The sequence below is a fragment of the Pseudomonas sp. TUM25319 genome (genome assembly GCF_056388475.1).
Genome location: NZ_CM150751.1, coordinates 975,660 through 997,500, shown reverse-complemented (window position 1 = coordinate 997,500; position 21,841 = coordinate 975,660). Strand labels below are relative to the sequence as shown.

Annotated in this window: 22 protein-coding genes and 1 pseudogene (1 of these 23 running past the window's edge); 14 read left to right on the top strand and 9 right to left on the bottom strand. The window is 64.0% G+C overall.

All coding sequences use genetic code 11. The annotated features are described in order from the left end of the window. Positions 1-916, bottom strand: the 5' portion of a protein-coding gene (aptA, locus tag AC05QJ_RS04700) for an omega-aminotransferase AptA (protein ID WP_476745823.1). 431 nt of this gene lie to the left of the window's left edge; 916 of the gene's 1,347 nt are visible here — the first part of the coding sequence; the start codon lies at positions 914-916; its stop codon lies off the left edge, out of view. A 127-nt stretch (positions 917-1,043) separates the two neighbouring features. Between aptA and AC05QJ_RS04695 the strand changes: the two genes are divergently transcribed. From AC05QJ_RS04695 to AC05QJ_RS04685, 3 genes are all read left to right on the top strand, one after another. Then, the gene (locus AC05QJ_RS04695) at positions 1,044-1,961 is read left to right on the top strand and encodes a LysR family transcriptional regulator (protein WP_476745822.1); all 918 of its coding nucleotides are present in this window, start codon (positions 1,044-1,046) and stop codon (positions 1,959-1,961) included. 101 nt (positions 1,962-2,062) lie between these two features. Continuing rightward, a complete protein-coding gene (locus AC05QJ_RS04690) occupies positions 2,063-2,722 on the top strand; it encodes a TetR/AcrR family transcriptional regulator (RefSeq protein ID WP_476745821.1) in 660 nt (219 codons plus the stop codon). Positions 2,723-2,732: 10 nt separating this feature from the next. Then, positions 2,733-3,317: an IMPACT family protein gene (locus AC05QJ_RS04685; protein WP_476745820.1), complete on the top strand. Its 585-nt coding sequence runs from the start codon at positions 2,733-2,735 to the stop codon at positions 3,315-3,317. 300 nt (positions 3,318-3,617) lie between these two features. Here the strand turns inward: AC05QJ_RS04685 and AC05QJ_RS04680 are convergent, their stop codons facing one another. Next, positions 3,618-4,031, bottom strand: a complete 414-nt coding sequence (locus AC05QJ_RS04680; RefSeq protein ID WP_476745819.1) for a hypothetical protein — start codon at positions 4,029-4,031, stop codon at positions 3,618-3,620. Positions 4,032-4,115: 84 nt separating this feature from the next. Between AC05QJ_RS04680 and AC05QJ_RS04675 the strand changes: the two genes are divergently transcribed. The 4 genes from AC05QJ_RS04675 to AC05QJ_RS04660 all read left to right on the top strand — a co-directional run bounded on the left by AC05QJ_RS04675 (position 4,116) and on the right by AC05QJ_RS04660 (position 7,742). Next, complete coding sequence (locus AC05QJ_RS04675; protein WP_476745818.1) at positions 4,116-4,499, top strand: MerR family transcriptional regulator; 384 nt, start codon at positions 4,116-4,118, stop codon at positions 4,497-4,499. Continuing rightward, entirely contained in the window at positions 4,496-5,179 is a 684-nt protein-coding gene (locus AC05QJ_RS04670) for an SDR family oxidoreductase (RefSeq protein ID WP_476745817.1), read from the top strand. The genes AC05QJ_RS04675 and AC05QJ_RS04670 overlap by 4 nt, the downstream gene beginning before the upstream one ends. A gap of 115 nt (positions 5,180-5,294) precedes the next feature. Further along, on the top strand, positions 5,295-6,650 hold the full coding sequence (locus AC05QJ_RS04665) for an 8-oxoguanine deaminase (protein WP_476745816.1): 1,356 nt from the start codon (positions 5,295-5,297) through the stop codon (positions 6,648-6,650). A 138-nt stretch (positions 6,651-6,788) separates the two neighbouring features. Beyond that, positions 6,789-7,742: an adenosine deaminase gene (locus AC05QJ_RS04660; RefSeq protein ID WP_476745815.1), complete on the top strand. Its 954-nt coding sequence runs from the start codon at positions 6,789-6,791 to the stop codon at positions 7,740-7,742. 59 nt (positions 7,743-7,801) lie between these two features. Here AC05QJ_RS04660 and AC05QJ_RS04655 read toward each other — a convergent pair. Together AC05QJ_RS04655 and AC05QJ_RS04650 are read right to left on the bottom strand one after the other, a co-directional pair. Further along, positions 7,802-8,529, bottom strand: a pseudogene (locus tag AC05QJ_RS04655) (ArsR/SmtB family transcription factor). 442 nt (positions 8,530-8,971) lie between these two features. Beyond that, positions 8,972-9,904: a LysR family transcriptional regulator gene (locus AC05QJ_RS04650; RefSeq protein ID WP_476745814.1), complete on the bottom strand. Its 933-nt coding sequence runs from the start codon at positions 9,902-9,904 to the stop codon at positions 8,972-8,974. Positions 9,905-10,015: 111 nt separating this feature from the next. Here AC05QJ_RS04650 and AC05QJ_RS04645 point away from each other — a divergent pair, with 111 nt between their 5' ends. Beyond that, positions 10,016-11,029, top strand: coding sequence for a zinc-binding alcohol dehydrogenase family protein (locus tag AC05QJ_RS04645; protein ID WP_476745813.1), 1,014 nt, complete (start codon positions 10,016-10,018; stop codon positions 11,027-11,029). Positions 11,030-11,142: 113 nt separating this feature from the next. Further along, the gene (locus AC05QJ_RS04640) at positions 11,143-11,310 is read left to right on the top strand and encodes a hypothetical protein (protein ID WP_476745812.1); all 168 of its coding nucleotides are present in this window, start codon (positions 11,143-11,145) and stop codon (positions 11,308-11,310) included. On the opposite strand, the gene AC05QJ_RS04635 is transcribed toward AC05QJ_RS04640, so the two are convergent. Both AC05QJ_RS04635 and AC05QJ_RS04630 read right to left on the bottom strand, forming a co-directional pair. Beyond that, entirely contained in the window at positions 11,294-12,475 is a 1,182-nt protein-coding gene (locus AC05QJ_RS04635; protein ID WP_476745811.1) for a multidrug effflux MFS transporter, read from the bottom strand. The two genes, AC05QJ_RS04640 and AC05QJ_RS04635, sit on opposite strands and share 17 nt — an antisense overlap. A 125-nt stretch (positions 12,476-12,600) precedes the next feature. Beyond that, positions 12,601-12,798, bottom strand: a complete 198-nt coding sequence (locus tag AC05QJ_RS04630; RefSeq protein ID WP_476747866.1) for a heavy-metal-associated domain-containing protein — start codon at positions 12,796-12,798, stop codon at positions 12,601-12,603. 147 nt (positions 12,799-12,945) lie between these two features. On the opposite strand from AC05QJ_RS04630, the gene AC05QJ_RS04625 reads away from it, so the two are divergent. The 3 genes from AC05QJ_RS04625 to cueR are packed head-to-tail and all read left to right on the top strand — an operon-like array spanning position 12,946 to position 16,181. Then, positions 12,946-13,329, top strand: coding sequence for a hypothetical protein (locus tag AC05QJ_RS04625; RefSeq protein WP_476745810.1), 384 nt, complete (start codon positions 12,946-12,948; stop codon positions 13,327-13,329). Between the two features lie 54 nt (positions 13,330-13,383). Continuing rightward, complete coding sequence (locus AC05QJ_RS04620; protein ID WP_476745809.1) at positions 13,384-15,786, top strand: heavy metal translocating P-type ATPase; 2,403 nt, start codon at positions 13,384-13,386, stop codon at positions 15,784-15,786. Further along, positions 15,783-16,181 (top strand): Cu(I)-responsive transcriptional regulator, encoded by a 399-nt coding sequence (gene cueR / locus AC05QJ_RS04615; RefSeq protein WP_476745808.1) that lies wholly within the window; start codon positions 15,783-15,785, stop codon positions 16,179-16,181. The genes AC05QJ_RS04620 and cueR overlap by 4 nt, the downstream gene beginning before the upstream one ends. Here the strand turns inward: cueR and AC05QJ_RS04610 are convergent, their stop codons facing one another. After that, positions 16,182-17,078 (bottom strand): PA4780 family RIO1-like protein kinase, encoded by an 897-nt coding sequence (locus AC05QJ_RS04610; protein WP_476745807.1) that lies wholly within the window; start codon positions 17,076-17,078, stop codon positions 16,182-16,184. 130 nt (positions 17,079-17,208) lie between these two features. Next, entirely contained in the window at positions 17,209-18,000 is a 792-nt protein-coding gene (locus AC05QJ_RS04605) for an AraC family transcriptional regulator (protein ID WP_476745806.1), read from the bottom strand. 85 nt (positions 18,001-18,085) lie between these two features. Here AC05QJ_RS04605 and AC05QJ_RS04600 point away from each other — a divergent pair, with 85 nt between their 5' ends. Beyond that, on the top strand, positions 18,086-19,105 hold the full coding sequence (locus AC05QJ_RS04600; RefSeq protein WP_476745805.1) for a bile acid:sodium symporter family protein: 1,020 nt from the start codon (positions 18,086-18,088) through the stop codon (positions 19,103-19,105). Here AC05QJ_RS04600 and AC05QJ_RS04595 read toward each other — a convergent pair. Beyond that, positions 19,092-20,369 (bottom strand): acetyl-CoA C-acetyltransferase, encoded by a 1,278-nt coding sequence (locus tag AC05QJ_RS04595; protein WP_476745804.1) that lies wholly within the window; start codon positions 20,367-20,369, stop codon positions 19,092-19,094. The two genes, AC05QJ_RS04600 and AC05QJ_RS04595, sit on opposite strands and share 14 nt — an antisense overlap. Before the next feature lie 119 nt (positions 20,370-20,488). Between AC05QJ_RS04595 and AC05QJ_RS04590 the strand changes: the two genes are divergently transcribed. Further along, the gene (locus AC05QJ_RS04590; RefSeq protein ID WP_476745803.1) at positions 20,489-21,841 is read left to right on the top strand and encodes a 3-oxoacyl-ACP reductase; all 1,353 of its coding nucleotides are present in this window, start codon (positions 20,489-20,491) and stop codon (positions 21,839-21,841) included.

Sequence of the window (21,841 nt, the reverse complement as noted above, 5' to 3'; positions counted from 1 at the left end):
TCTCGCTGCTGGCGATCACTGCGCCCATCGGGATGGCACCGTTGGTGACCTGCTTGGCAATGCACATCAGGTCCGGGGTCACGCCGAAAGCCTCGGCACCGGTCATCGCACCCATGCGGCCGAAGCCGGTGATGACTTCGTCGAAGATCAGCAGGATGTTGTGCTGGTCGCAGATTTCGCGAAGGCGTTTCAAATAACCCTTCGGCGGCGGCAGTACGCCTGCGGAGCCGGCCAACGGCTCGACGATCAACGCAGCGATGTTGGAGGCATCGTGCAACTCGATCAGCTTGAGCATTTCGTCGGCCAGGGCAATGCCGCCTTCTTCCGGCATGCCCTTGGTGAACGCATTGCCCGGCAGGACGGTGTGCGGGATGTGGTCGACATCCAGCAACTGGCCGAACAGTTTACGGTTGCCGTTGACGCCGCCCAGGCTGGTACCGGCAATGTTGACACCGTGATAGCCACGGGCACGGCCGATCAGCTTGGTCTTGGTGGCCTGGCCTTTCAGGCGCCAGTAGGCACGGACCATTTTCAGCGCGGTGTCGCAGCACTCGGAACCGGAGTTGGTATAGAAGACGTGGTTCAGATTGCCCGGGGTCAGCTCGGTGATTTTCTCGGCCAACTGGAACGACAGCGGGTGACCGAACTGGAACGCCGGCGAGTAATCCAGCACGCCCAACTGGCGGGCGACCGCTTCCTGGATTTCCTTGCGGGTGTGGCCGGCACCGCACGTCCAAAGGCCCGACAGGGCATCGAAAATCTTGCGGCCTTTGTCATCGACCAGGTAGTTGCCTTCGGCAGCGACGATCAGGCGTGGGTCGCGCTGGAAGTTACGGTTCGCGGTGTAGGGCATCCAGTGCGCATCCAGCTTCAGCTGGCTGGCCAGACCGGCAGGAGCGTTTTCAGGCAGGTTCATCGTCGAGACCTCGCAAGGCAGATTGAACAGCATTCGGAAGAAAGCGGTGTGTTGCCGATAAGTTGTCACGCCTATAAAGTCTGGAAAACTCTACTTTTCTAATCCTCAGTTCACCGGACGCTAAACTATGAGTCGACGCCCTGAACCGCTTTCCCAGGTCAGCGATTTCGACATCCGCCTGTTGAAAATCTTCCGTAGCGTGGTCGAGTGCGGCGGTTTCTCGGCGGCCGAGAACGTACTCGGCATTGGCCGATCAGCCATCAGCCAGCAAATGGGCGATCTCGAACAACGCCTCGGGTTGCGCCTGTGTCAGCGCGGGCGTGCCGGGTTCTCCCTGACCGAAGAGGGTCGCGAGGTGTATCAATCCGCCTTGCAACTGCTCAGCGCGCTCGAGAGCTTCCGCACCGAAGTCAACGGGCTGCACCAGCACCTGCGCGGCGAGCTGAACATCGGTCTTACCGACAACCTGGTGACCTTGCCGCACATGCGCATCACCCATGCCCTGGCCCAGCTCAAGGATCGCGGGCCGGATGTGCGTATTCGAATCCGCATGATTCCGCCAAGCCAGGTGGAGCAAGGCGTGCTCGACGGCAGCCTGCATGTGGGTGTGGTACCGCAGGCCAGTCCCCTGTCGGGCCTGGAATACCAGCCGCTTTATGAAGAGCGTTCGCTGCTTTACTGCGCCGTGGGCCACCCGCTGTTTTATGTCGATGACCGGCAACTGGACGACCAGCGCCTCAACAGCCAGGACGCCATCGCACCGACGTTTCGGCTACCGGCTGAAATCCAGGCCCTCTACCAGGCCCTGAACTGCACCGCGAGCGCCTCGGATCGCGAGGGAATGGCATTCCTCATTCTCACTGGCCGCTACATCGGTTATCTGCCAGATCACTACGCCACTTTCTGGGTGCAGCAAGGACGCCTGCGAGCATTGAAGCCCACCGAACGCTTCTACGATCTCAGCCTGGCGTGGGTAACACGCAAGGGGCGGCGCCCACACCTGGTGCTGGAGAGCTTCCTGGAGAGTCTGGCTGCGACACGCTGAGACGCATTTACGATATTCTGCCGCTTCGCGCTTGCCCGTCCGCCATGCCTGGGGTATCAGTGCAGGTGCCTCACTTTCCCCAGCTCTTGCCGGAATCGCCCATGACCTTTGAAGTGCCCGCCCATCGCCCCTTGGCCGCCAAGCCCGCCGGTCGCATTCGCCAGAAGAACGAGCAAGCCATCATCCAGGCTGCGGAAGACGAGTTCGCTCGCCACGGTTTCAAGGGCACCAGCATGAACACCATCGCCCTCAATGCCGGACTGCCCAAGGCCAACCTGCACTACTACTTCACCAACAAGCTGGGGCTGTACATCGCTGTCCTGAGTAACATCATCGAGTTGTGGGACAGCACCTTCAACGCCTTGAGCGTCGAGGACGACCCGGCCGAGACCCTGGCCCGCTATATCCGCGCGAAAATGGAGTTTTCCCGGCGCAACCCGCAAGCCTCGCGCATCTTCGCCATGGAAGTGATCAGTGGCGGCCAGTGTCTGACCGAATATTTCAGCCAGGACTACCGGGAGTGGTTCAAGGGCCGCGCCGCGGTCTTCCAGGGCTGGATCGACGCCGGCAAGATGGACCCCGTCGACCCCGTGCACCTGATTTTCCTGCTGTGGAGCAGCACTCAGCACTATGCCGACTTCGCCACGCAGATCTGCCAGGTCACCGGTCGCAGCCGCCTGACCAAACAGGACATGGAAGAAGCCGGCGACAATCTCATCCACATCATCCTCAAAGGCTGTGGCCTGACGCCGCCGAACTGAACACCCGCTTATGCCTTCTACCCTGCTGGACACCTGCGAATACCGCGAAGAGATTCGCAAGAGCCGCTTCATCACCCTGGCCGCGCCCATCAGCACACCGGCCGATGCCCAGGCGTTCATCGAGCAGCACAGCGACCTGGCCGCCACCCACAACTGCTGGGCCTGGAAAATCGGCGAGCAGTACCGCAGCAGTGACGACGGTGAGCCTGGCGGTACCGCCGGGCGGCCGATCCTCGCAGCCATCGAGGCCCAGGACTGCGATCAGGTGGCAGTGTTGGTCATCCGCTGGTACGGCGGTATCCAGTTGGGCACGGGCGGGCTGGCCCGGGCTTATGGCGGCGGCGCCAACAAATGCCTGCAACAGGCGCCGAAGCGTTTGCTGGTCAGCCGCACCGAGTTGAAATGCAGTTGCTCATTCAGTGAACTGGCCTTGCTCAAGCTGCGGATCAGCGAGGCAGACGGATTGATCCTGGCCGAGGAATTCACCGCCAATGGCGTTGATATTCGCCTCGCCCTCGGCGCCGCGCAGATCGACAGCGTCCAGCGCCAGCTGGCAGATCTCAGTCGTGGGCGCATCCTGCTCGAAACCTGCTGAGCAATTGCCCACATCCACTGTGGGCCTGGTTGTGGATAACCTCTGAGTACCCCCTTGCAGGCCTTGCCTATCAAGGCCTCCAGGGAAACGATCATATTTTGATCAAATTATGATGACAGCCTTTCATTCGTCGAAAAATCAGCCGCTTACCCCCGGTTATCACCATTGGAAGGCAGCCGATACGGGCTTACATCCACAGCGGCGCGTTGCACACAGATACTGTGGAGCAAGCTGTGGATAAACCGTGCACGCCTGCGCCAACCGCTTGACTGGTCGCTGCCGCTCCCAATTGGTCGTTTTTTAATCAGTCAGCTTTTCCCCACCGCGAACCGGCCACAACTGCAGCACCGCCCAGGCCAGCTCCACTACCAGAAAGCCCCACAGCAACTGGGTCGCTCCCTGGTTCAGCGCATAGGCTTGCCAAGTGGCGAACAGCAAGCGGCCCGCCGCGTCGTAGCGGCCGAACTGCAACTGCGGATCGCGAATGCGCAGCACCGACCAGACACAGACAATCGACCCCATCAGGTTGGCCATCAGGACATGCAGCGGCGCGAAGTCCGGCAACTCGCCGCCCAGCCCCCATTGCCTGCTCAGTTGCCCGAGCAACTGGTGCAACAGCATCAGGCTCCAAGGGGTGACAAACGCTGCCGTCACCAACAGGTCGTACCAGCCACTGGCTCTGACCACTCCACGATAACCCGCTCTACTCCACATATGCCGCTCCTTTCAGGAAAGTGAAGGCGGCAGGCTAAAGCCTGGAGTATGCTCCAGGGTCAACCCCTTCCCCAGGAATTGCCCGTGCGTATCGGAGAACTGGCCCAAACCTGTTCCGTCAGCCGCGACACCCTGCGTTTCTATGAAGAGCGCGGGCTGATCCGTGCCCGTCGCAGCGCCAACGGCTACCGCGATTACCCGGCAGAGACTGTGCAACTGGTGCTGTTGATCAAGACCGCGCAGAAACTCGGTTTCAGCCTTGGCGAGATCAGCGAGAACGTTGCCGAGTTGTGGCAGGCGGCTGACCCGGAAGCCCTGGTCACCCGCTTCATCGAAGACAAGCTGGTGCTGGTCGAGGCGCGCATCGACGCCCTCGGCGAACTGCGTGCGGCCTTGCGCCAGCAACTGGAACAACGCTGCCCACTGCGCCTCCCGGCGCCCCCCACATTGAAAGGAGTTCCCGCATGACCAGCAAAACCGCCCTCATCATCGGCGCCTCCCGCGGCCTGGGCCTCGGCCTGGTGGAACGTCTGACCGAGCAAGGCTGGAACGTTGTCGCCACCGTGCGCGATCCGGCCAAGGCCAATGCCTTGTCCGCGCTGCCCGGCGTGCAGGTGGAAACCCTGGAAATGAACAGCAGCACGCAACTGGACGCCCTGCAACGGCGCCTCGACGGCCAGGTGTTCGACCTGTTGTTCGTCAATGCCGGGGTCAAAGGTCCGGACAACCAGGATGCCGAAGCCGCGCAATTGGCGCAGGTCGGCGACCTGTTCATGACCAACAGCGTGGCACCGATCCGTGTTGCCCAGCGCTTTGCCGGGCAGTTGCGTCCGGACGGCGGCGTGATCGCGTTCATGAGTTCCATCCTCGGCAGCATCAGCATTCCGGACGCCCCGGAGCTGGCGCTGTACAAGGCCAGCAAGGCAGCACTGAACTCGATGATCAACAGCTTCGTGGTGCGTCTGGGCGACACCCGCCTGAGCGTGCTGGCGATGCACCCGGGCTGGGTCAAGACCGACATGGGCGGCGAAGGTGCCGACATCGATGTGCTCACCAGCACTCGCGGCATGGTCGAGCAGGTCAAGGCCCATGCGGGCAAAGGTGGCGTGCACTACATCAACTACAAGGGCGAAACGCTGGTCTGGTGATTTTCCGCGCGGTGGGTGTAGACTCGACGCCTCGCCCACCGCGGCGAACCTGGATCAGCAGACAGGGCAAAACTGAGCTGGCTAACCTGAACCCACTTTCAGAGGAGCCGGCACCATGCCTGCGACCCGTATCTGGTTGAAAAACCCTCTCGCCATCTTCACTGCCAACGAGCTCGACGCCCGTGGCGGCCTGGTCATCGAAGACGGCGTCATTCGCGAAGTCCTCGGCCTCGGCCAGCATCCATTCCATCCCTGCGACCAGACCTTCGATGCCCGCGAACACGTGGTTCTGCCGGGCCTGATCAACACCCACCACCACTTCTACCAGACCCTTACCCGCGCCTGGGCGCCGGTGGTCAACCAGCCGCTGTTCCCCTGGCTGAAAACCCTGTACCCGGTCTGGGCACGCCTGACGCCGGCCAAACTGGAGCTGGCCACCCAGGTGGCGCTGGCCGAGCTGTTGCTGTCGGGCTGCACCACTGCCGCCGACCACCACTACCTGTTCCCGGACGGCCTGGAGAATGCGATCGACGTACAAGTGGAGGGCGTGCGCAAACTGGGCATGCGCGCCATGCTGACCCGCGGCTCGATGAGCCTCGGCGAGGCCGATGGCGGCCTGCCACCGCAACAGACGGTACAACAGGGGGAAGTGATCCTCGCTGACAGTCAGCGACTTATCCACAGCTACCACGAACGCGGCGAAGGCGCGCAGATCCAGATTGCCCTGGCGCCCTGCTCGCCATTCTCGGTCACCCCGGAGATCATGCGGGCCAGCGCCGAGCTGGCCGAGGAACTGGACGTGCGCCTGCACACCCACCTGGCAGAAACCCTGGATGAAGAGGACTTCTGCCTGCAACGCTTCGGCCTGCGTACCGTCGACTACCTCGACAGCGTCGGCTGGCTCGGCCCGCGCACCTGGCTGGCTCACGGCATCCACTTCAATGCCGACGAGATCGCCCGTCTGGGCGCCGCCGGCACCGGGATCTGCCATTGCCCCAGCTCGAACATGCGTCTCGCCTCCGGCATCTGCCCGACCATCGACCTGACCAACGCCGGTGCTCCGGTAGGCCTGGGCGTGGATGGCTCGGCGTCCAACGATGCCTCCAACATGATTCTCGAAGCCCGTCAGGCACTGTACCTGCAGCGTTTGCGCTATGGCGCCGAACTGATCACTCCGGAGCGCGCCCTGGGTTGGGCTACCCGCGGCTCGGCAAAACTGCTTGGCCGCCACGACATCGGCGAACTGGCTATCGGCAAGCAGGCGGACCTGGCGCTCTTCAAGCTCGACGAACTGCGCTTCTCTGGCAGCCATGACCCCCTTTCCGCCCTGCTGCTCTGCGGTGCCGACCGCGCAGACCGGGTCATGGTCGGCGGCCAGTGGCGGGTCATCGACGGCCAGGTCGAGGGCCTGGACGTGCGACGCCTGATCGCCAACCACCGCCAGGCGGCGGCGGAACTGATCGCAGGGTGATTTGACCAGGCAGGCAACCCTGTTGCGGCAGGGTTGTCCGCCTGGGCGCAGCTATAGTTCAACCTGTCGGTCAGGTTTCACCGCACCCGTCCGACAACCTCTGTAGAATACGCCGATTGCACCTGATGAGAACTGACCATGTACGACTGGCTTAACGCGCTGCCCAAGGCGGAACTGCACCTTCATCTGGAAGGGTCGCTGGAGCCCGAATTGCTGTTCGCCCTTGCCGAACGCAACAAGATCGCCCTGCCCTGGAATGATGTCGAAACCCTGCGCGCGGCTTATGCCTTCAACAACCTGCAAGAATTTCTCGACCTGTATTATCAGGGCGCCGATGTCCTGCGTACCGAACAGGATTTCTACGACCTCACCTGGGCCTATCTGCAACGCTGCAAGGCCCAGAACGTCATTCATACCGAGCCCTTCTTCGACCCGCAGACCCACACTGATCGCGGCATTCCCTTCGAAGTGGTGCTCGACGGCATTACCCGCGCCCTCAAGGATGGTCGTGAACAACTGGGTATCGGCAGCGGCCTGATTCTCAGCTTCCTGCGCCACTTGAGCGAAGAAGAAGCCCACAAGACGCTCGATCAGGCGCTGCCATTCCGCGATGCCTTCGTTGCGGTCGGCCTGGATAGCTCGGAGATGGGCCATCCGCCGAGCAAGTTCCAGCGCGTGTTCGACCGCGCCCGCAGCGAAGGTTTCCTGACCGTCGCCCACGCTGGCGAAGAAGGCCCGCCCGAGTACATCTGGGAAGCCCTCGATCTGCTCAAGATCCAGCGTATCGACCACGGCGTTCGCGCCATCGAGGATGAGCGTCTGATGCAGCGCATCATCGACGAGCAGATCCCGCTGACGGTCTGCCCGCTGTCCAATACCAAGCTCTGCGTGTTCGATCACATGAGCCAGCACAACATCCTCGACATGCTCGAACGGGGTGTGAAAGTCACCGTGAACTCGGATGACCCGGCCTACTTCGGCGGCTACGTCACCGAAAACTTCCACGCCTTGCACACCCATCTCGGCATGACCGAGGACCAGGCGCGTCGCCTGGCGCAAAACAGTCTGGATGCCCGCCTGGTCAGGCCCTGACGCCTTCCGCTGAACGCCCGGCTCGCCGGGCGTTTTTCATGCTGCCCTGGCCCGCGCCCTCATGCCTGCGACACAACGGACTCAGGAGGACGGGCGATCTGCTCGATACCTCGCACACCACTCGGTGAGAGATGAACCGCCCGGGAGCCATCGCTCAGGCGCACCCAGCCCAACTGAACGAACAGCTTCAGCAGACTGCCGCCCAGGGCCCCTCCCAGATGCGGCCGGCGGTCATGGACTTCACTGCAACAGTTGCAGGTGCTGCACAGGCGACCATCGCGCAGGGCCAGCGCGTCGATGAAGATGCCGTGATGGGCGAACTGGTTACGCCCGTGCGGAGTGATTTCCAGTTGCTGCTCATGCTGCTGCAACCATTGCGCATCCAGTAGTCGCTGGAGCAATTCCGCCGCGACCTCCCCCCCAGGTGGTCCCAGCACAGCCGGGCACGGCGCATGGCCAGCGGCACCGAGACAGGGACATCCTCCTTACGGTTCTGTGGCCGACGGTTTTCGGCAATGGTGACGCTGGCAAGCGCCTCTACCGCAGTGCCGATCTCCGGCGCGGCGAGACGAAAGTAGCGCTTGCGCCCCCGGGCCTCGCGCTTGAGCAGGCCCCCAGCCGACAACCGGGCCAGATGCGCGCAGGCCGACGAAGGGGTGAGCCCGGTCATGAGGGCCAGTTCCTCCGAAGGCCGCGCGGTTCCGTCAATCAATGCCCACAGCATCGCACTGCGTTTGGGGTCGGCCATCAAACTGGCTATCTGGCTGATACTGGCTATCGGTTGCATCCGTCCACTCCCTGCGTAGTTGTTATTGGCGCACGCGAGTTTCCCATCTTCACGCGGACCGGAAAGGCCCGGCGACCGATCATGGGAAACCGGCCCGGTTACCTGGAAAACGTTCTTTGAAACAAGGCTTCCCGCCCCATTTCGACCCGGAAACATTATCCCGATGGTGGCAATTGCCCGGACCAGTATAAGCCTGCTTATTGCCGCGAAAACTCTGGCTTTTGCGACGCATACCCGATGATTTCGCAACCCTCGGCGAAAAGTAGGCAATACCGATCTCAAGGGATAAAGTTCTGCGAGGGGCCAAAGTGCCTGTTTACCAATGCATTGCACATGGCCGAAACGATATGTTTGCAAAACTCAGTCGATATAAGCCTACAACTGAAGTAATGAAGTCCTTCAAGCAAATACGCTGTGTATTTCAGACCTCACTGTTGTTCAGTTAATCCGGGCCCGTCTTTGATTGAACATTCAATTGATCAAGCAATAACTGACAACGCTCCTTGAGCAGTGCGCTCAACACTTGCACCGGTTTTCCCAATTGGGCGCGATGGGTACACAGGAGGTTCAACGGCGCCGGCTCCCCGCGGTACTGCCCCAGCAGTACGCGAAGGCGCCCGGCACTGACGTCGGCGGCCACGTCCAGCCAGGACTTGTAGGCAATCCCGGCCCCGGCCAGTGCCCAGCGACGGACCACGTCAGCGTCGTCGCAGAAGCGGTCGCCGCCCACCAGCACCCGTTCCTCCTGCCCCTGCAACTGAAAACGCCAATGGTCGTGCACGCCGCTGCCCAACTGGTAGAGCAGGCAGTTGTGCCTGCTCAGTTCCCCGACGCTGCGCGGTTCGCCGCACCGCGCCAGATAGTCCGGTGCGGCACACAGCACACGACGGTTTTCCAGGCACAGCGGCACCGCGACAAGGCTCGAATCATCAGGAGCGCCATAGCGCAGGGCGATATCCACAGGCTGGCGGAACAAATCGGCGTTGCGATCGCCCAGAAGCAGGCGGACGTTGAGCTGCGGGTGCGTTTGCTGCAACTCGTCGAGCCAGGGCAGCAGCACATTGCGACCAAAATCCGAGGGTGCGGACAACTGCAGCACCCCGCTGATTTCGTCACGGTCACGAAGCAGCAAGCGCCGCCCCTCATCCAGGCTGGCGAGCGCGGCCCTGGCGTGGGCGAGAAAGCCTTCGCCCTCGGCGGTCAGGCGCAAGCTGCGGGTCGAGCGGGCCAGCAGACGCACGCCGAGTTGCTGTTCAAGACGCTTGAGCGCCGCACTGGCCACCGCCGGAGACAGATCGAGCAGGCGCGCCGCAGCCGAAAGACTGCCCTGCTCGGCGGCACGTACAAAGAGTTGCAGATCGTCGAAGCGCAGCAAAGGCCGCCTCCATTTTCAAAATTATTTTGAAGGTTTCTGCGGTTTTAGCGGCTTTTAAACGGAAACGAAAGCGCCAATCATGGCCGCCATCCCCTACCGAGGAATTTCCTGATGAAAGCCATTGCCTATTACCAGTCGTTGCCGATCGAAGACGCCGCCGCCCTTCAGGACATCGAACTGCCTGCTCCAGAGCCTGGTCCGCGCGACCTGCTGGTGGAGGTCCGGGCGATTTCGGTGAACCCGGTGGACACCAAGGTCCGCCGCAATGTCCAGCCCGAAGCAGGCGAGGCCAAGGTGCTCGGCTGGGACGTGGCCGGTGTGGTCAAGGCTGTTGGCCGCGACGTCACGCTGTTCCAGCCCGGCGACAAGGTCTGGTACGCCGGCTCCATTGCCCGCGCCGGCGCCAACAGCGAACTGCATGCCGTCGATGAACGCATCGTCGGGCACATGCCAGAGAGCCTGGGCTTTGCCGAAGCCGCCGCCCTGCCGCTCACCGCCATCACCGCCTGGGAGCTGCTGTTCGAGCGCCTGCAGATTGCCGAGGGCAAGGAAGACCAGGGGCAGAGCCTGTTGATCGTCGGTGCCGCCGGGGGCGTGGGATCGATCCTCACTCAGTTGGCGAAACAACTGACCGGTTTGCGGGTTATCGGCAGCGCGTCGCGGCCTGAAACGCAGCAGTGGGTCCGCGAACTGGGTGCCGACGACATCGTCGACCATCGCCAGCCACTGGCTGAAGCGCTGCGCGCCCAAGGCATCGAGCAGGTCACCCATGTCGCCAGCCTGACCCAGACCGACGAGCACCTGGACCAGTTGGTCGAAGCCCTGGCGCCGCAGGGCAAGCTGGCGCTGATCGACGATCCGAAACAGCTCGATGTGGTCAAGCTCAAGCGCAAGAGCCTGTCGCTGCACTGGGAGTTCATGTACACCCGCTCGCTGTTCGAGACCCCGGACATGCTGGAGCAGCACAAGTTGCTCAACCGGGTCGCCGAGCTGATCGACGCCGGGACGCTGAAAACCACCGTCGGCGAGCATTTCGGCCAGATCAACGCCGCCAACCTGCGCCGCGCCCATGCGCTGCTGGAAAGCGGCGCAGCCAAGGGCAAGATCGTCCTGGAAGGTTTCTGATCCGTTCCGACGCACGGCATGACCGCCAGTCCGTCCTTTGCTCCAGGTCATGCCGCGCGCCGGAAAGCCGGGCCTACAATGCAGCAGCCTTTGCCAACCGGAGGTATGCCGCGATGAAGATTGTGCTCAATGCGTCAGGCAGAAAACCGGGCTGCCCATGGGAAGTCCGGCTCGATCAGCATGTGGTGAGTTTTCGCAGCGAGGCCGAAGCCCGGGCCTTCATCAATACCCTGCAAGCCCGGCTCCAGGCGCCGCATCCGCTGCTCAGGCGGGTCGTCTGAGCTGAATCCGGCGGGTCAGCATCGCCGCTGCCACCGCCGCAGTCCCGCACAGGGTGATGACCATTGCCATGGGCATCGCACTGCCATCGTGCAATACCCCTACCAGCGCCGCCGCGCCTGCGGCGACGCTGAATTGCAGGCATCCCATCAAGGCCGAGGCACTGCCCGCCCGGGCGCCCTGTCCGTTCATGGCACACGCCGACGCGTTGGGAATGATGCAGCCCAGGCTGGCAATGCAGACGAACAGCGGAATCAGGAGCGGCCATAGCGCCGCAGGGTGCAGCGCACTGATAGCCAGCAGCACCAGGCCCGCCGCCAGATACAGCCAGACCATCCGCGCCAGCAGGAACGCCGGACCACGCTTGGCCAGCAGCCTGGCGTTGACCTGCGCCACCAGAATGAAACCCGCCGCATTGGTGCCGAACAGCCAGCCGTAATGCTCGGCCGGCACACCGTAGAGTTTGATGAACACGAAGGGTGAACCGGCGATGTAGGCAAACATGCCAGCGATGGCGATGCCTCCGGTCAAGGCATGGCCGAGGAACACCGGGTCCTTGATCAACCGCCAGTACTGCCCGAGCGCTCCCGACAAAGGTGGCCTGGGCTGATTGGCCGGCAGGCTTTCCGGTAGCCACAGGGCCACGGCCACCAGGCACAGTGCGCTGAACAGGGTCAGGGCAATGAAGATCGACTGCCAGCCATACAGATTGACCATCAATCCGCCAAGCATCGGCGCGAGGATCGGTGCCAGCCCCATCACCAGCATCAGTTGCGAAAACACCTTTGCCGAGCCGACGGCATCGCAGGTGTCGCTGACGATCGCCCGCGACAACACCATGCCGGCGCAGCCGCCCAACGCCTGGACGAAACGCGCCACCACCAGCGCGTCCAGCGTCGGCGCGTAGGCGCAGGCCAGCGACGCCAGGGTGAACAGCACGACTCCGCCCAGCAGCGGGATGCGTCGGCCGAAACGGTCGGCGATCGGGCCGTAGGCCAGTTGGCCGATGGACAGGCCAAGGAAATACGCGGCCAGGGTGGACTGGATGTGTTTTTCGTCGGTGCCGAAGGCTATGGCCATGGCGGGGAAGCCAGGCAGATAGAAGTCGATCGCCAACGGCCCGAACGCACTGAGGGCGCCGAGTATGAGGATGATGCGCAGGTTCATCGGGAATCCGTAGCAGGCTAAGCAAGTTGCCTAGTCTAACCGGCCCGCCGGGTTCTCGCTGAAGGAGTTATAAGGAAATGCTTTCGGGCGCCATCACCGGCACGCCAGCGACGGCGCCCGACGACTTAGATCGCCCGGGCCTCGTAACCCTCGTCGCGAATCAGCTGGAGGATCTGCTCGGACGGCAGATCGCTCTTCACCGACACCTGCCTGTGCGCCAGGTCCACCTTCACTTCGGCCGCCTCGTCCTCGCGCTGCACCGCGTTGGTCACGGCCTTGACGCAGTGGCCGCAGGTCATTCCTTCAACGTTGAATACTTGCATCATTGCTACCTCATGGTTGGGTTCGATCGCAGTCTCAAGCTTGCCACCGGGGCAAGGTCAAGTTTGTCGTCACGCTGCCGGGCTGGAAATCCTTGCCGGGGTCGGCCAAGCTGCGAGCTTGTCGATTCATCAGCAGGAGATTCACCCATGGGCAAGGCAGCGATAGGCCTTCTCGGTGTACTGGGGTTGTTCGCCAGCATTTCCCTGGCCAATGCGGAAAATCAGGACTACAGCGTGCTGATCATTTCCCGCGAGCGCCTGGAAGTAGCCACCATTTGCGAGATTGGCATCTACCTCAACGACCAGCTCTCCGGCCGGGTTTTCCAGGAAGACTCCGTTTCCTTCAACCTGCCCGCCGGCCCGGTGGACATTCGTCTGCGCCTGCTGCGCGGTCAGGCGCCTGGCTGCGATAACGGCATCGAAAACCAGCGCAGCCAGCGCCTCACCCTGCAGAACGGCCAGATCAGTAAGTACCGCATCGTTTCGGGCCACACAGGCCTCTATCTGAAGAAGGCCGATTTGACCTATTGACCTTGTCCGCATGGCAAGGTTGATGCTGGAGGCCAGTCCACGGAGGAGAGCCCCATGCCCGAGTCAATCACCTTCGACCTGCCGATCGTCGGCATGACCTGCGCCAGTTGCGCCGGTCGGGTGGAGCGGGCGCTGCGCAAAGTCGCTGGCGCCGAGCAGGTCAATGTCAATCTCGCCACTGAGCAGGCACGCATCCAGGCCCCGGCCGACCGTCTGCCGGCATTGGTGGCAGCGGTCAGCCAGGCCGGTTACAGCGTACCGGTACACAGCCTGGAGCTGCAGATCGGCGGCATGACCTGCGCCTCCTGTGCCGGTCGCGTCGAGCGGGCGCTGAGCAAGGTCCCCGGCGTGCAGTCGGTCAGCGTCAACCTGGCCAGCGAGCGCGCCCATATCGAAGTGGTCGGCCAGCCCGACAGCACTTCGCTGATCGCCGCCGTCGAGCACGCCGGCTACAGCGCCAGCCCGCCGCAGAGCGGTACCGCCGCGATTGATGACAGCGAACGGCGCCTGCGCCACGAACGCTGGGCGGTTGGCCTGGCACTGCTACTGGCCTTGCCGCTGGTCCTGCCGATGCTGCTGCAGCCGTTGGGCGTCCACTGGATGCTCCCGGCCTGGGCACAGTTCGCCCTGGCGACGCCCGTGCAGTTCCTGCTTGGTGCACGCTTCTATGTGGCGGCCTGGAAAGCCGTGCGCGCCGGGGCCGGCAACATGGACCTGCTGGTCGCCCTCGGCACCAGCGCCGGTTACGGGCTGAGCCTGTACCAGTGGGCCACGGCTCATCCCGGCATGGAGCCACACCTGTACTTCGAAGCCTCGGCGGTGGTCATCGCCTTGGTACTGCTGGGCAAATACCTGGAAAGCCGGGCCAAGCGCCAGACGGCCAGCGCCATCCGCGCCCTGGAAGCGTTGCGCCCGGAGCGCGCCCTGCAGGTGGTGGACGGCGTAGAAAAGGACGTGCCGATCAGTGCACTGCGCCTCGATGATCTGGTGCTGGTCAAGCCGGGTGAACGCTTCCCGGTGGATGGCGAGGTGGTCGAAGGCCAGAGCCACGCCGATGAAGCCCTGATCAGCGGCGAGAGCCTGCCGGTACCCAAGCAGCCCGGCGACCGCGTCACCGGCGGCGCCATCAACGGTGAAGGCCGATTGCTGGTGCGCACCCTGGCGCTGGGCACGGAAACCGTACTGGCGCGGATCATCCGCCTGGTGGAAGACGCCCAGGCCGCCAAGGCGCCGATCCAGAAACTGGTGGACCGGGTCAGCCAGGTGTTCGTCCCAACGGTGCTGGTGCTGGCGCTGGTCACCCTGATCGGCTGGTGGCTGGCCGGCGCCTCGCTGGAAGTGGCGCTGATCAACGCAGTGGCCGTGCTGGTGATCGCCTGCCCCTGCGCCCTCGGTCTGGCAACACCCACCGCGATCATGGCCGGTACCGGCGTGGCCGCCCGCCACGGCATCCTGATCAAGGACGCCGAAGCCCTGGAACGCGCTCATGCGGTCAATCGTGTGGTGTTCGACAAGACCGGCACCCTCACCTCCGGGAGCCCGCGTATCGTCCACAGCCAGGCGGTAGCGGCAACGGCGGATGAACTGCTGCAACTGGCCGGTGCCCTGCAGCGCGGCAGCGAACACCCGCTGGCGAAAGCCGTGCTCGATGCCTGCGCCGAACAGCAACTGAGCGTACCGGACATCAGCGACAGCCAGTCCCTTACCGGCCGCGGCATCGCCGGTAACGTTGGCGAACGCTCCCTGGCCCTGGGCAACCGCCGCCTGCTGGATGAAAGCGGCCTGCAGCCCGGCGAACTGGCCGCCAGTGCGCAGGCCTGGGAAGCCGAGGGCCGGACACTGTCCTGGCTGATCGAGCGTGCCCCACATGCACGGGTGCTGGGCCTGTTCGCCTTTGGCGACAGCCTCAAGCCCGGTGCCGAACAGGCGGTCCGGCAACTGGCCGGGCAGAACATCAGCAGCCACCTGCTCACCGGCGACAACCGCGGCAGCGCTGCGGTGGTGGCCAGGGCCCTGGGTATCGAAGACGTGCACGCCGAAGTGCTGCCCGCAGACAAGGCCGCCGAGGTCACCTCGCTGAAGCGGTCGGGCGTGGTGGCAATGGTCGGCGACGGTATCAACGATGCCCCGGCCCTGGCCGCCGCCGACATCGGCATCGCCATGGGCGGGGGCACCGACGTGGCCATGCAGGCCGCCGGCATCACCCTGATGCGCGGCGATCCGCGCCTGGTACCGGCAGCACTGGAAATCAGCCGCAAGACCTACGCAAAGATCCGCCAGAACCTGTTCTGGGCCTTCATCTACAACCTGATAGGCATACCCCTGGCGGCGTTCGGCCTGCTCAATCCGGTACTGGCCGGCGCGGCCATGGCGTTGTCCAGCGTCAGCGTGGTGAGCAACGCGCTGCTGCTCAAGACCTGGAAACCCGAAATCCCGAACGAGGAGAAGCACCCATGAACATCGGCCAGGCAGCCAGGCGCACCGGCCTGAGCGCGAAGATGATCCGCTACTACGAGTCCATCGGCCTGCTCAAGCCGGCGACCCGTACCGACAGTGGCTACCGCCTGTACGGGCCCGACGACCTGCACAGCCTGGCCTTCATCAAGCGCTCGCGGGATCTGGGGTTCTCGTTGGAGGAAGTGGCAAAGCTGCTGACGCTCTGGCAGGACCGCCAACGCGCCAGCGCCGATGTGAAGGCGCTCGCCAGCGAGCATATCGCTGACCTGAACCGGCGCATCGACGAGCTGGTGAGCCTGCGCGACACCCTCAGCGAGTTGGTCGCCCACTGCCAGGGCGACGATCGCCCCGACTGCCCGATCCTCAAGGACCTGGCAGCCGGCTGCTGTCACTGATCACTGCATCCAGGGCGGAGGCGGTGGTTCATCGCTCTTCGCCGGACCGTGCTCGGCCTCGGCCCGTGCAGCCTTGCGCCGCTGGTCGTCGAGGCGGGCCGCCTCGATCTCGCGCATCACGCCTTTCACATCGGCGGTATGTTCGTCGTCTTTCCACTGCCCGGTCAGGGGACTGTCCGGCACCAGGTCGCCAGCCTGATACAACGCCCACATCTCACGGGCGTAGCGCGTCTGCTTGAGCTCAGGGGCGAAGCGACCGAAGTAGTGCGCCATGTTCGCCACATCCCGCTCCAGCATGCTGAAGGCGTGGTTGTTGGCAGCGGCGTCCACCGCCTGCGGCAGGTCGATGATCACCGGTCCTTCCGGCCCCAGCAGCACGTTGAATTCAGACAGGTCGCCGTGCACCAGCCCGGCGCAGAGCATCAGCACAATCTGACGAATGACGAACGCGTGGTACTCGCGGGCCTGCTCCGGCTCAAGGTGCACATCGTTGAGCCGCGGCGCGGCCTGGCCATCTTCGTCGGCGACCAGTTCCATCAACAGCACGCCATCGAGGAAATCGTAGGGCTTTGGCACACGCACGCCGGCGCTGGCAAGGCGGAACAACGCCGCCACTTCGGCGTTCTGCCAGGCGTCCTCGGCTTCCTTGCGCCCGTATTTGGAACCCTTGGCCATGGCCCGCGCCTGACGGCTGTTACGTACCTTGCGGCCTTCCTGATATTCGGAGGCCTGGCGGAAGCTACGCTTGTTGGCTTCCTTGTAGACCTTGGCGCAACGCAGTTGCCGACCGCAACGCACCACATAGACCGCTGCCTCCTTGCCGCTCATCAGCGGACGCAGCACTTCATCGACCAGACCGTCCTCGATCAGCGGTTCAATCCGTTTGGGAGTCTTCATCGGCTTTTGTTCATGCTCCTGTCTCTGCCACTGATGGACGCGCCACAACGGCGCCGCGCACACGATAACTCAAGCGCCCTGCCGACGACGGGTCCGGATCAACGGCAAAGCAGTTTCAATTTACGTCAGCTCAATGCCGGAACAGTTCCCCAGGCGTCGCACCGAACAGGGCCTTGAACGCCGCGATGAACGCCGAGGTCGAGTCGTAACCGCAGCCCAGCGCCGCCTCGGTCACACTCTGGCCCTGCTCGAGGGCCTCGAGAGACGACAGCAGGCGCATGCGCTGGCGCCAGGTACGGAAGCTCAGGCCGGTCTCGCGCTGGAACAGACGCATCAAGGTCTTTTCCGAACGCCCCAGGCGCTGCGCCCAATGCTCCAGGGTGTGAGGCCGCTCTGGATGTTCCAGCAGTTCGTTGCATAACGCCAGCAATCCCGGGTGCTGCGGTGATGGCAGGGAAAATCCCACCTCCGGCAAGCGTTGCAACTGATCGAGCAAGACCTGTACCAGATGGGCTTCGACGCTGTCGCCCTGAGGGTAATCCACAGGGTACTGGCAGAACTCCTTGATCAGCTCCCGTGCCAGCGGCGTGACTTCCAGCACCCGGCAATGCCCTGGCGCCCACGGCGAGTCCTCGCTGCGCACATAAAGGCTGCGCATTTCGGCGCGGGTCGAGGTAATCACCTCGTGCTCCACCCCCGCCGGAATCCACACGCCCCACTGGGGCGGCGCGAAGTAGCTGCCCTCGGCGGTATGAACCCCGAGCACGCCACTGATGGCGTAGGAAAACTGCACCCAGGCATGCTGGTGACGCGGCGTCCAGGAGCCTGCGCCGAGGCTCTCGGCGCGGGCATACAGGGGCCTTGGCAGTGTCGTCAGCTCGGGAATCCGACGAGGCGCAGCATTTTGTCCGTTACTCGGCATCGGTTGGCCTTATGTCGCAAGACGGAAAGATGTGAGCAGGTTAGCCTCGACCCGGATTATTACAAGATGATTCGAAGGTTCGCCTATGCAAGCACTCAAGCACCTCAAGCGCGTGGTTACCGACTGGTTCCTCTGCGGCATGTTCCTCGCCACCTTCCTCGCCTGGCTGTTTCCGCACTTCGGCGCGGCAGGCGGGGCGATGCACGCCGAGTTCGTGATCAACATCGGCGTGTTCCTGGTGTTCTTCCTGCACGGCATCAACCTGTCCAGCGAGCAGATTCGCCATGGCCTGAAAAACGTGCGCCTGCACCTGATGGTGCAACTGTTCACCTTCGTGGTCTTTCCGCTGCTGTGGCTGCTGGGCAAGACCGTATTCGGCAGCCAGATCCCGCCGTTGTTGATGCTCGGTTTCCTGTACCTGTGCGCCCTGCCCTCGACCATCTCGTCCTCGGTAGCCCTGACCGGCAGCGCCGGCGGCAACGTGCCGGCGGCCATCCTCAATGCCAGCCTTTCCAGCGTGCTGGGCATCTTCATCACCCCGTGGCTGGTGAGCCTGGTGGTGGGCGGCGGTGCCGACGGCATCGACCTCGGCGCCACCCTGCTCGACCTCTGCGGCCTGCTGCTGGCCCCACTGCTGCTGGGCCAGGCACTGCGCCCCTGGCTGGGGAAATTCTTCGCCAGGCACAAGCGCTACACCAACGTGATGGACAAGGTGGTGATCCTTCTGCTGGTCTACGCCGCGTTCTGCAATTCGATGATGTCCGGCATGTGGCAGCAGCAAGGGCTGTCGGTGATCGTCACCGCGCTGGCCGGCAGCGCCGTGCTGCTGGCGCTGGTACTGGTGCTGACCACCCGCAGCGCCCGGGCGCTGAAGTTCAGCCGCCCCGACGAGATCGCCGCCGTGTTCTGCGCCAGCAAGAAATCCCTCGCCGCCGGGGCGCCGATGGCCGCGCTGATTTTCGGGGCGCATCCGGGGCTGGGGCTGATCCTGCTGCCGATCATGATCTATCACCCGTTGCAGCTGATCGTCTGCTCGATCATGGCCGAGGCCTACTCCAGCAAGCCGGCCGCCGCAGCCGAGGCGCGGCTGGTCAACGCTCGATGATCGCCGTCACACCCTGACCGCCCGCGGCGCAGATCGAGATCAGCCCGCGGCCCTGGCCGGCGCGGTCCAGCAGCTTGGCCAGGTTGGCGAGAATACGGCCTCCGGTGGCAGCAAACGGATGGCCGGCCGCCAGCGAACTGCCCTTGACGTTCAGACGACTACGGTCGATCGACCCCAGTGGCTGTTCGAGGCCGAGGCGGTCGCGGCAGTAGTCGGGGTCTTCCCAGGCTTTCAGGGTGCACAGCACCTGCGCGGCGAAGGCTTCGTGAATTTCGTAGTAATCGAAATCCTGCAGGCTCAGGCCATGGCGTGCCAACAGCCGAGGCACCGCGTACACCGGTGCCATCAGCAACCCCTCGTGGCCATTGACGAAATCCACTGCGGCGGTTTCGCCATCCAGCAGGTACGCCAGCACCGGCAGGCCCTGGGCTTTGGCCCATTCCTCGCTGCCCAGCAGCACCACCGAGGCACCATCGGTCAGCGGGGTGGAGTTGCCGGCGGTGAGCGTGCCCTTGTCGCTGCGCTCGAACACCGGTTTGAGGGCCGCGAGCTTTTCCAGGGTCAGGTCGGGCCGAAGATTATGGTCGCGGGTCAGGCCCTGGAACGGCGTGAGCAAGTCGGCGTGCCAGCCCTCGGCAAAGGCGGCGGCCATGTTCTGGTGGCTGCGCAGGGCCAGTTCATCCTGTTCCCCCCGCGCAATACCCCAGTGCTGCGCCATCAACTCACAGTGCTCGCCCATGGACAGCCCGGTGCGCGGCTCGCCGTTGCGCGGCAGTTCGGGCTTGAGAAAGCTCGGGCGCAGCTTCAGCAGCGCCTTGAGTTTCTCCCCGGTGCTCTTGCCACGATTGGCCTCCAGCAGCACACGGCGCAGCCCCTCGTTGACGGCGATGGGCGCATCGGAGGTGGTATCGACACCCCCAGCGATGCCACATTCGATCTGCCCGAGGGCGATCTTGTTGGCCACCATCAAAGCCGCTTCCAGCCCGGTGCCGCAGGCTTGCTGAATATCGTAGGCCGGGGTCTGCGGCGACAGCCGCGAGCCAAGCACGCATTCGCGGGTCAGGTTGAAGTCACGGGCATGCTTGAGCACCGCCCCCGCCGCCACCTCGCCCATGCGCAGGCCATGCAGGTTGAAGCGCTCGATCAGCCCCTCCAGGGCGGCGGTCAGCATCATCTGGTTGCTGGCCCGGGCATAAGGGCCGTTGGAGCGGGCGAAAGGGATTCGATTGCCGCCAATGATCGCGACCCGACGCAGAACTCGCATATGAAGACTTCCTTACTTCGCGAAATAGACGCATACAGCGTAGGTGTTTTTTCCCGTGGCGAACGACCAATGGCCGATCATGGTCCACACTTTGGAGCTTATTTCAGGGAGACGTACTCATGACCGATCGCTATATCAACTTCGCCAACTCCGATTTCGGTCGCCGCGTGGTGGGTGCCGTCGGCCTGCCTGCGCCGGCCCGCCTGGAACGCTGGGAGGCCGGTCGGCTGCGCCCAGTAGAGGGCGCCCTGCTGCTGGGCGGCGGGCCGCTGGCGGCGAAGGTGGCGGCGTTCGCCAACCGGCTCACGGCTGACGTCTACCGTTTCGCCGATGAGGCGCTGGACCTGCCGGCGTGGGTGGCCGGGCTGGGCAGCAAGCTCAAGGCGGTGGTGTTCGACGCCAGCTCCATTACTGACATCGACCAGCTCAAGCAGTTGCGCGAATTTTTCCAGCCACTGCTGCGCAGCCTCGATCGCAGTGCCCATATCGTGATTCTCGGTCGCGCCCCGGAACAGCTCGACGATGTGCTGGCCCGCGTTGCCCAGCGCGCCCTCGAGGGTTTCAGTCGCTCGCTGGCCAAAGAGTTGCGCAACGGCGGTACCCTGCAACTGCTGTACGTCGCGAAAGAGGCCGAGGATCAACTGGAAGGTGCGCTGCGCTTCTTCCTGTCGCCGAAAAGCGCCTTCATCAGCGGCCAGGCCCTGCGCCTGGAAGCCTGCGACAGCCAGGTGCAGGACTGGACCCGCCCGCTGGCCGGGCGCAAGGCGCTGGTCACCGGCGCCGCCCGCGGTATCGGTGCCTCCATCGCCGAAACCCTGGCCCGCGACGGTGCCGACGTGGTGCTGCTGGACGTTCCCCAGGCCAGTGACGACCTCAGCGCCCTGGCCGAACGCTTGGGTGGCCGTGCCCTGCCGCTGGACATCTGCGCCAGCGATGCCCCGGCGCAATTGCTCGAAGGCCTGCCGGACGGCATCGACATCGTCGTGCACAACGCCGGCATCACCCGCGACAAGACCCTCGCCAACATGACCCCGGAGTACTGGGATTCGGTGCTGGCCGTGAACCTCAAGGCCCCTGCCGTGCTGACCCAGGCACTGATCGACGCCGGCACCCTGCGCGACGGTGGGCGTATCGTGGTGATGGCCTCGATCAGCGGCATCGCCGGCAACCGCGGACAATCCAACTACGCCGCGAGCAAGGCCGGGCTCATTGGTCTGGCCCAGGCCTGGGCGCCGCTGCTGGCGGCGCGTGGCATCAGCATCAATGCCATCGCTCCGGGCTTTATCGAAACCCGCATGACCGCTGCCATTCCCTTCACCCTGCGCGAAGCCGGGCGGCGCATGAGCTCGCTGGGCCAGGGCGGCCTGCCTCAGGACGTCGCCGAAGCGGTGGCCTGGCTGGCGCAACCCGGCAGCGGTGCAGTCAGCGGCCAGGTGCTGCGGGTGTGCGGCCAGGCCGTGATGGGGGCATGA

What these genes read in the sequence shown, in the direction of transcription:
- AC05QJ_RS04600 (WP_476745805.1), top strand. Translation starts at nt 18,086, where the DNA reads ATGCAAGCACTCAAGCACCTCAAGCGCGTGGTTACCGACTGGTTCCTC.
- AC05QJ_RS04680 (WP_476745819.1), bottom strand. Translation starts at nt 4,031, where the DNA reads ATGTGGAGTAGAGCGGGTTATCGTGGAGTGGTCAGAGCCAGTGGCTGG.
- cueR (WP_476745808.1), top strand. Translation starts at nt 15,783, where the DNA reads ATGAACATCGGCCAGGCAGCCAGGCGCACCGGCCTGAGCGCGAAGATG.
- AC05QJ_RS04620 (WP_476745809.1), top strand. Translation starts at nt 13,384, where the DNA reads ATGCCCGAGTCAATCACCTTCGACCTGCCGATCGTCGGCATGACCTGC.
- AC05QJ_RS04665 (WP_476745816.1), top strand. Translation starts at nt 5,295, where the DNA reads ATGCCTGCGACCCGTATCTGGTTGAAAAACCCTCTCGCCATCTTCACT.
- AC05QJ_RS04630 (WP_476747866.1), bottom strand. Translation starts at nt 12,798, where the DNA reads ATGCAAGTATTCAACGTTGAAGGAATGACCTGCGGCCACTGCGTCAAG.
- AC05QJ_RS04695 (WP_476745822.1), top strand. Translation starts at nt 1,044, where the DNA reads ATGAGTCGACGCCCTGAACCGCTTTCCCAGGTCAGCGATTTCGACATC.
- AC05QJ_RS04590 (WP_476745803.1), top strand. Translation starts at nt 20,489, where the DNA reads ATGACCGATCGCTATATCAACTTCGCCAACTCCGATTTCGGTCGCCGC.
- AC05QJ_RS04690 (WP_476745821.1), top strand. Translation starts at nt 2,063, where the DNA reads ATGACCTTTGAAGTGCCCGCCCATCGCCCCTTGGCCGCCAAGCCCGCC.
- AC05QJ_RS04670 (WP_476745817.1), top strand. Translation starts at nt 4,496, where the DNA reads ATGACCAGCAAAACCGCCCTCATCATCGGCGCCTCCCGCGGCCTGGGC.
- AC05QJ_RS04625 (WP_476745810.1), top strand. Translation starts at nt 12,946, where the DNA reads ATGGGCAAGGCAGCGATAGGCCTTCTCGGTGTACTGGGGTTGTTCGCC.
- AC05QJ_RS04595 (WP_476745804.1), bottom strand. Translation starts at nt 20,369, where the DNA reads ATGCGAGTTCTGCGTCGGGTCGCGATCATTGGCGGCAATCGAATCCCT.
- AC05QJ_RS04645 (WP_476745813.1), top strand. Translation starts at nt 10,016, where the DNA reads ATGAAAGCCATTGCCTATTACCAGTCGTTGCCGATCGAAGACGCCGCC.
- AC05QJ_RS04605 (WP_476745806.1), bottom strand. Translation starts at nt 18,000, where the DNA reads ATGCCGAGTAACGGACAAAATGCTGCGCCTCGTCGGATTCCCGAGCTG.
- AC05QJ_RS04685 (WP_476745820.1), top strand. Translation starts at nt 2,733, where the DNA reads ATGCCTTCTACCCTGCTGGACACCTGCGAATACCGCGAAGAGATTCGC.
- AC05QJ_RS04640 (WP_476745812.1), top strand. Translation starts at nt 11,143, where the DNA reads ATGAAGATTGTGCTCAATGCGTCAGGCAGAAAACCGGGCTGCCCATGG.
- AC05QJ_RS04635 (WP_476745811.1), bottom strand. Translation starts at nt 12,475, where the DNA reads ATGAACCTGCGCATCATCCTCATACTCGGCGCCCTCAGTGCGTTCGGG.
- AC05QJ_RS04610 (WP_476745807.1), bottom strand. Translation starts at nt 17,078, where the DNA reads ATGAAGACTCCCAAACGGATTGAACCGCTGATCGAGGACGGTCTGGTC.
- AC05QJ_RS04660 (WP_476745815.1), top strand. Translation starts at nt 6,789, where the DNA reads ATGTACGACTGGCTTAACGCGCTGCCCAAGGCGGAACTGCACCTTCAT.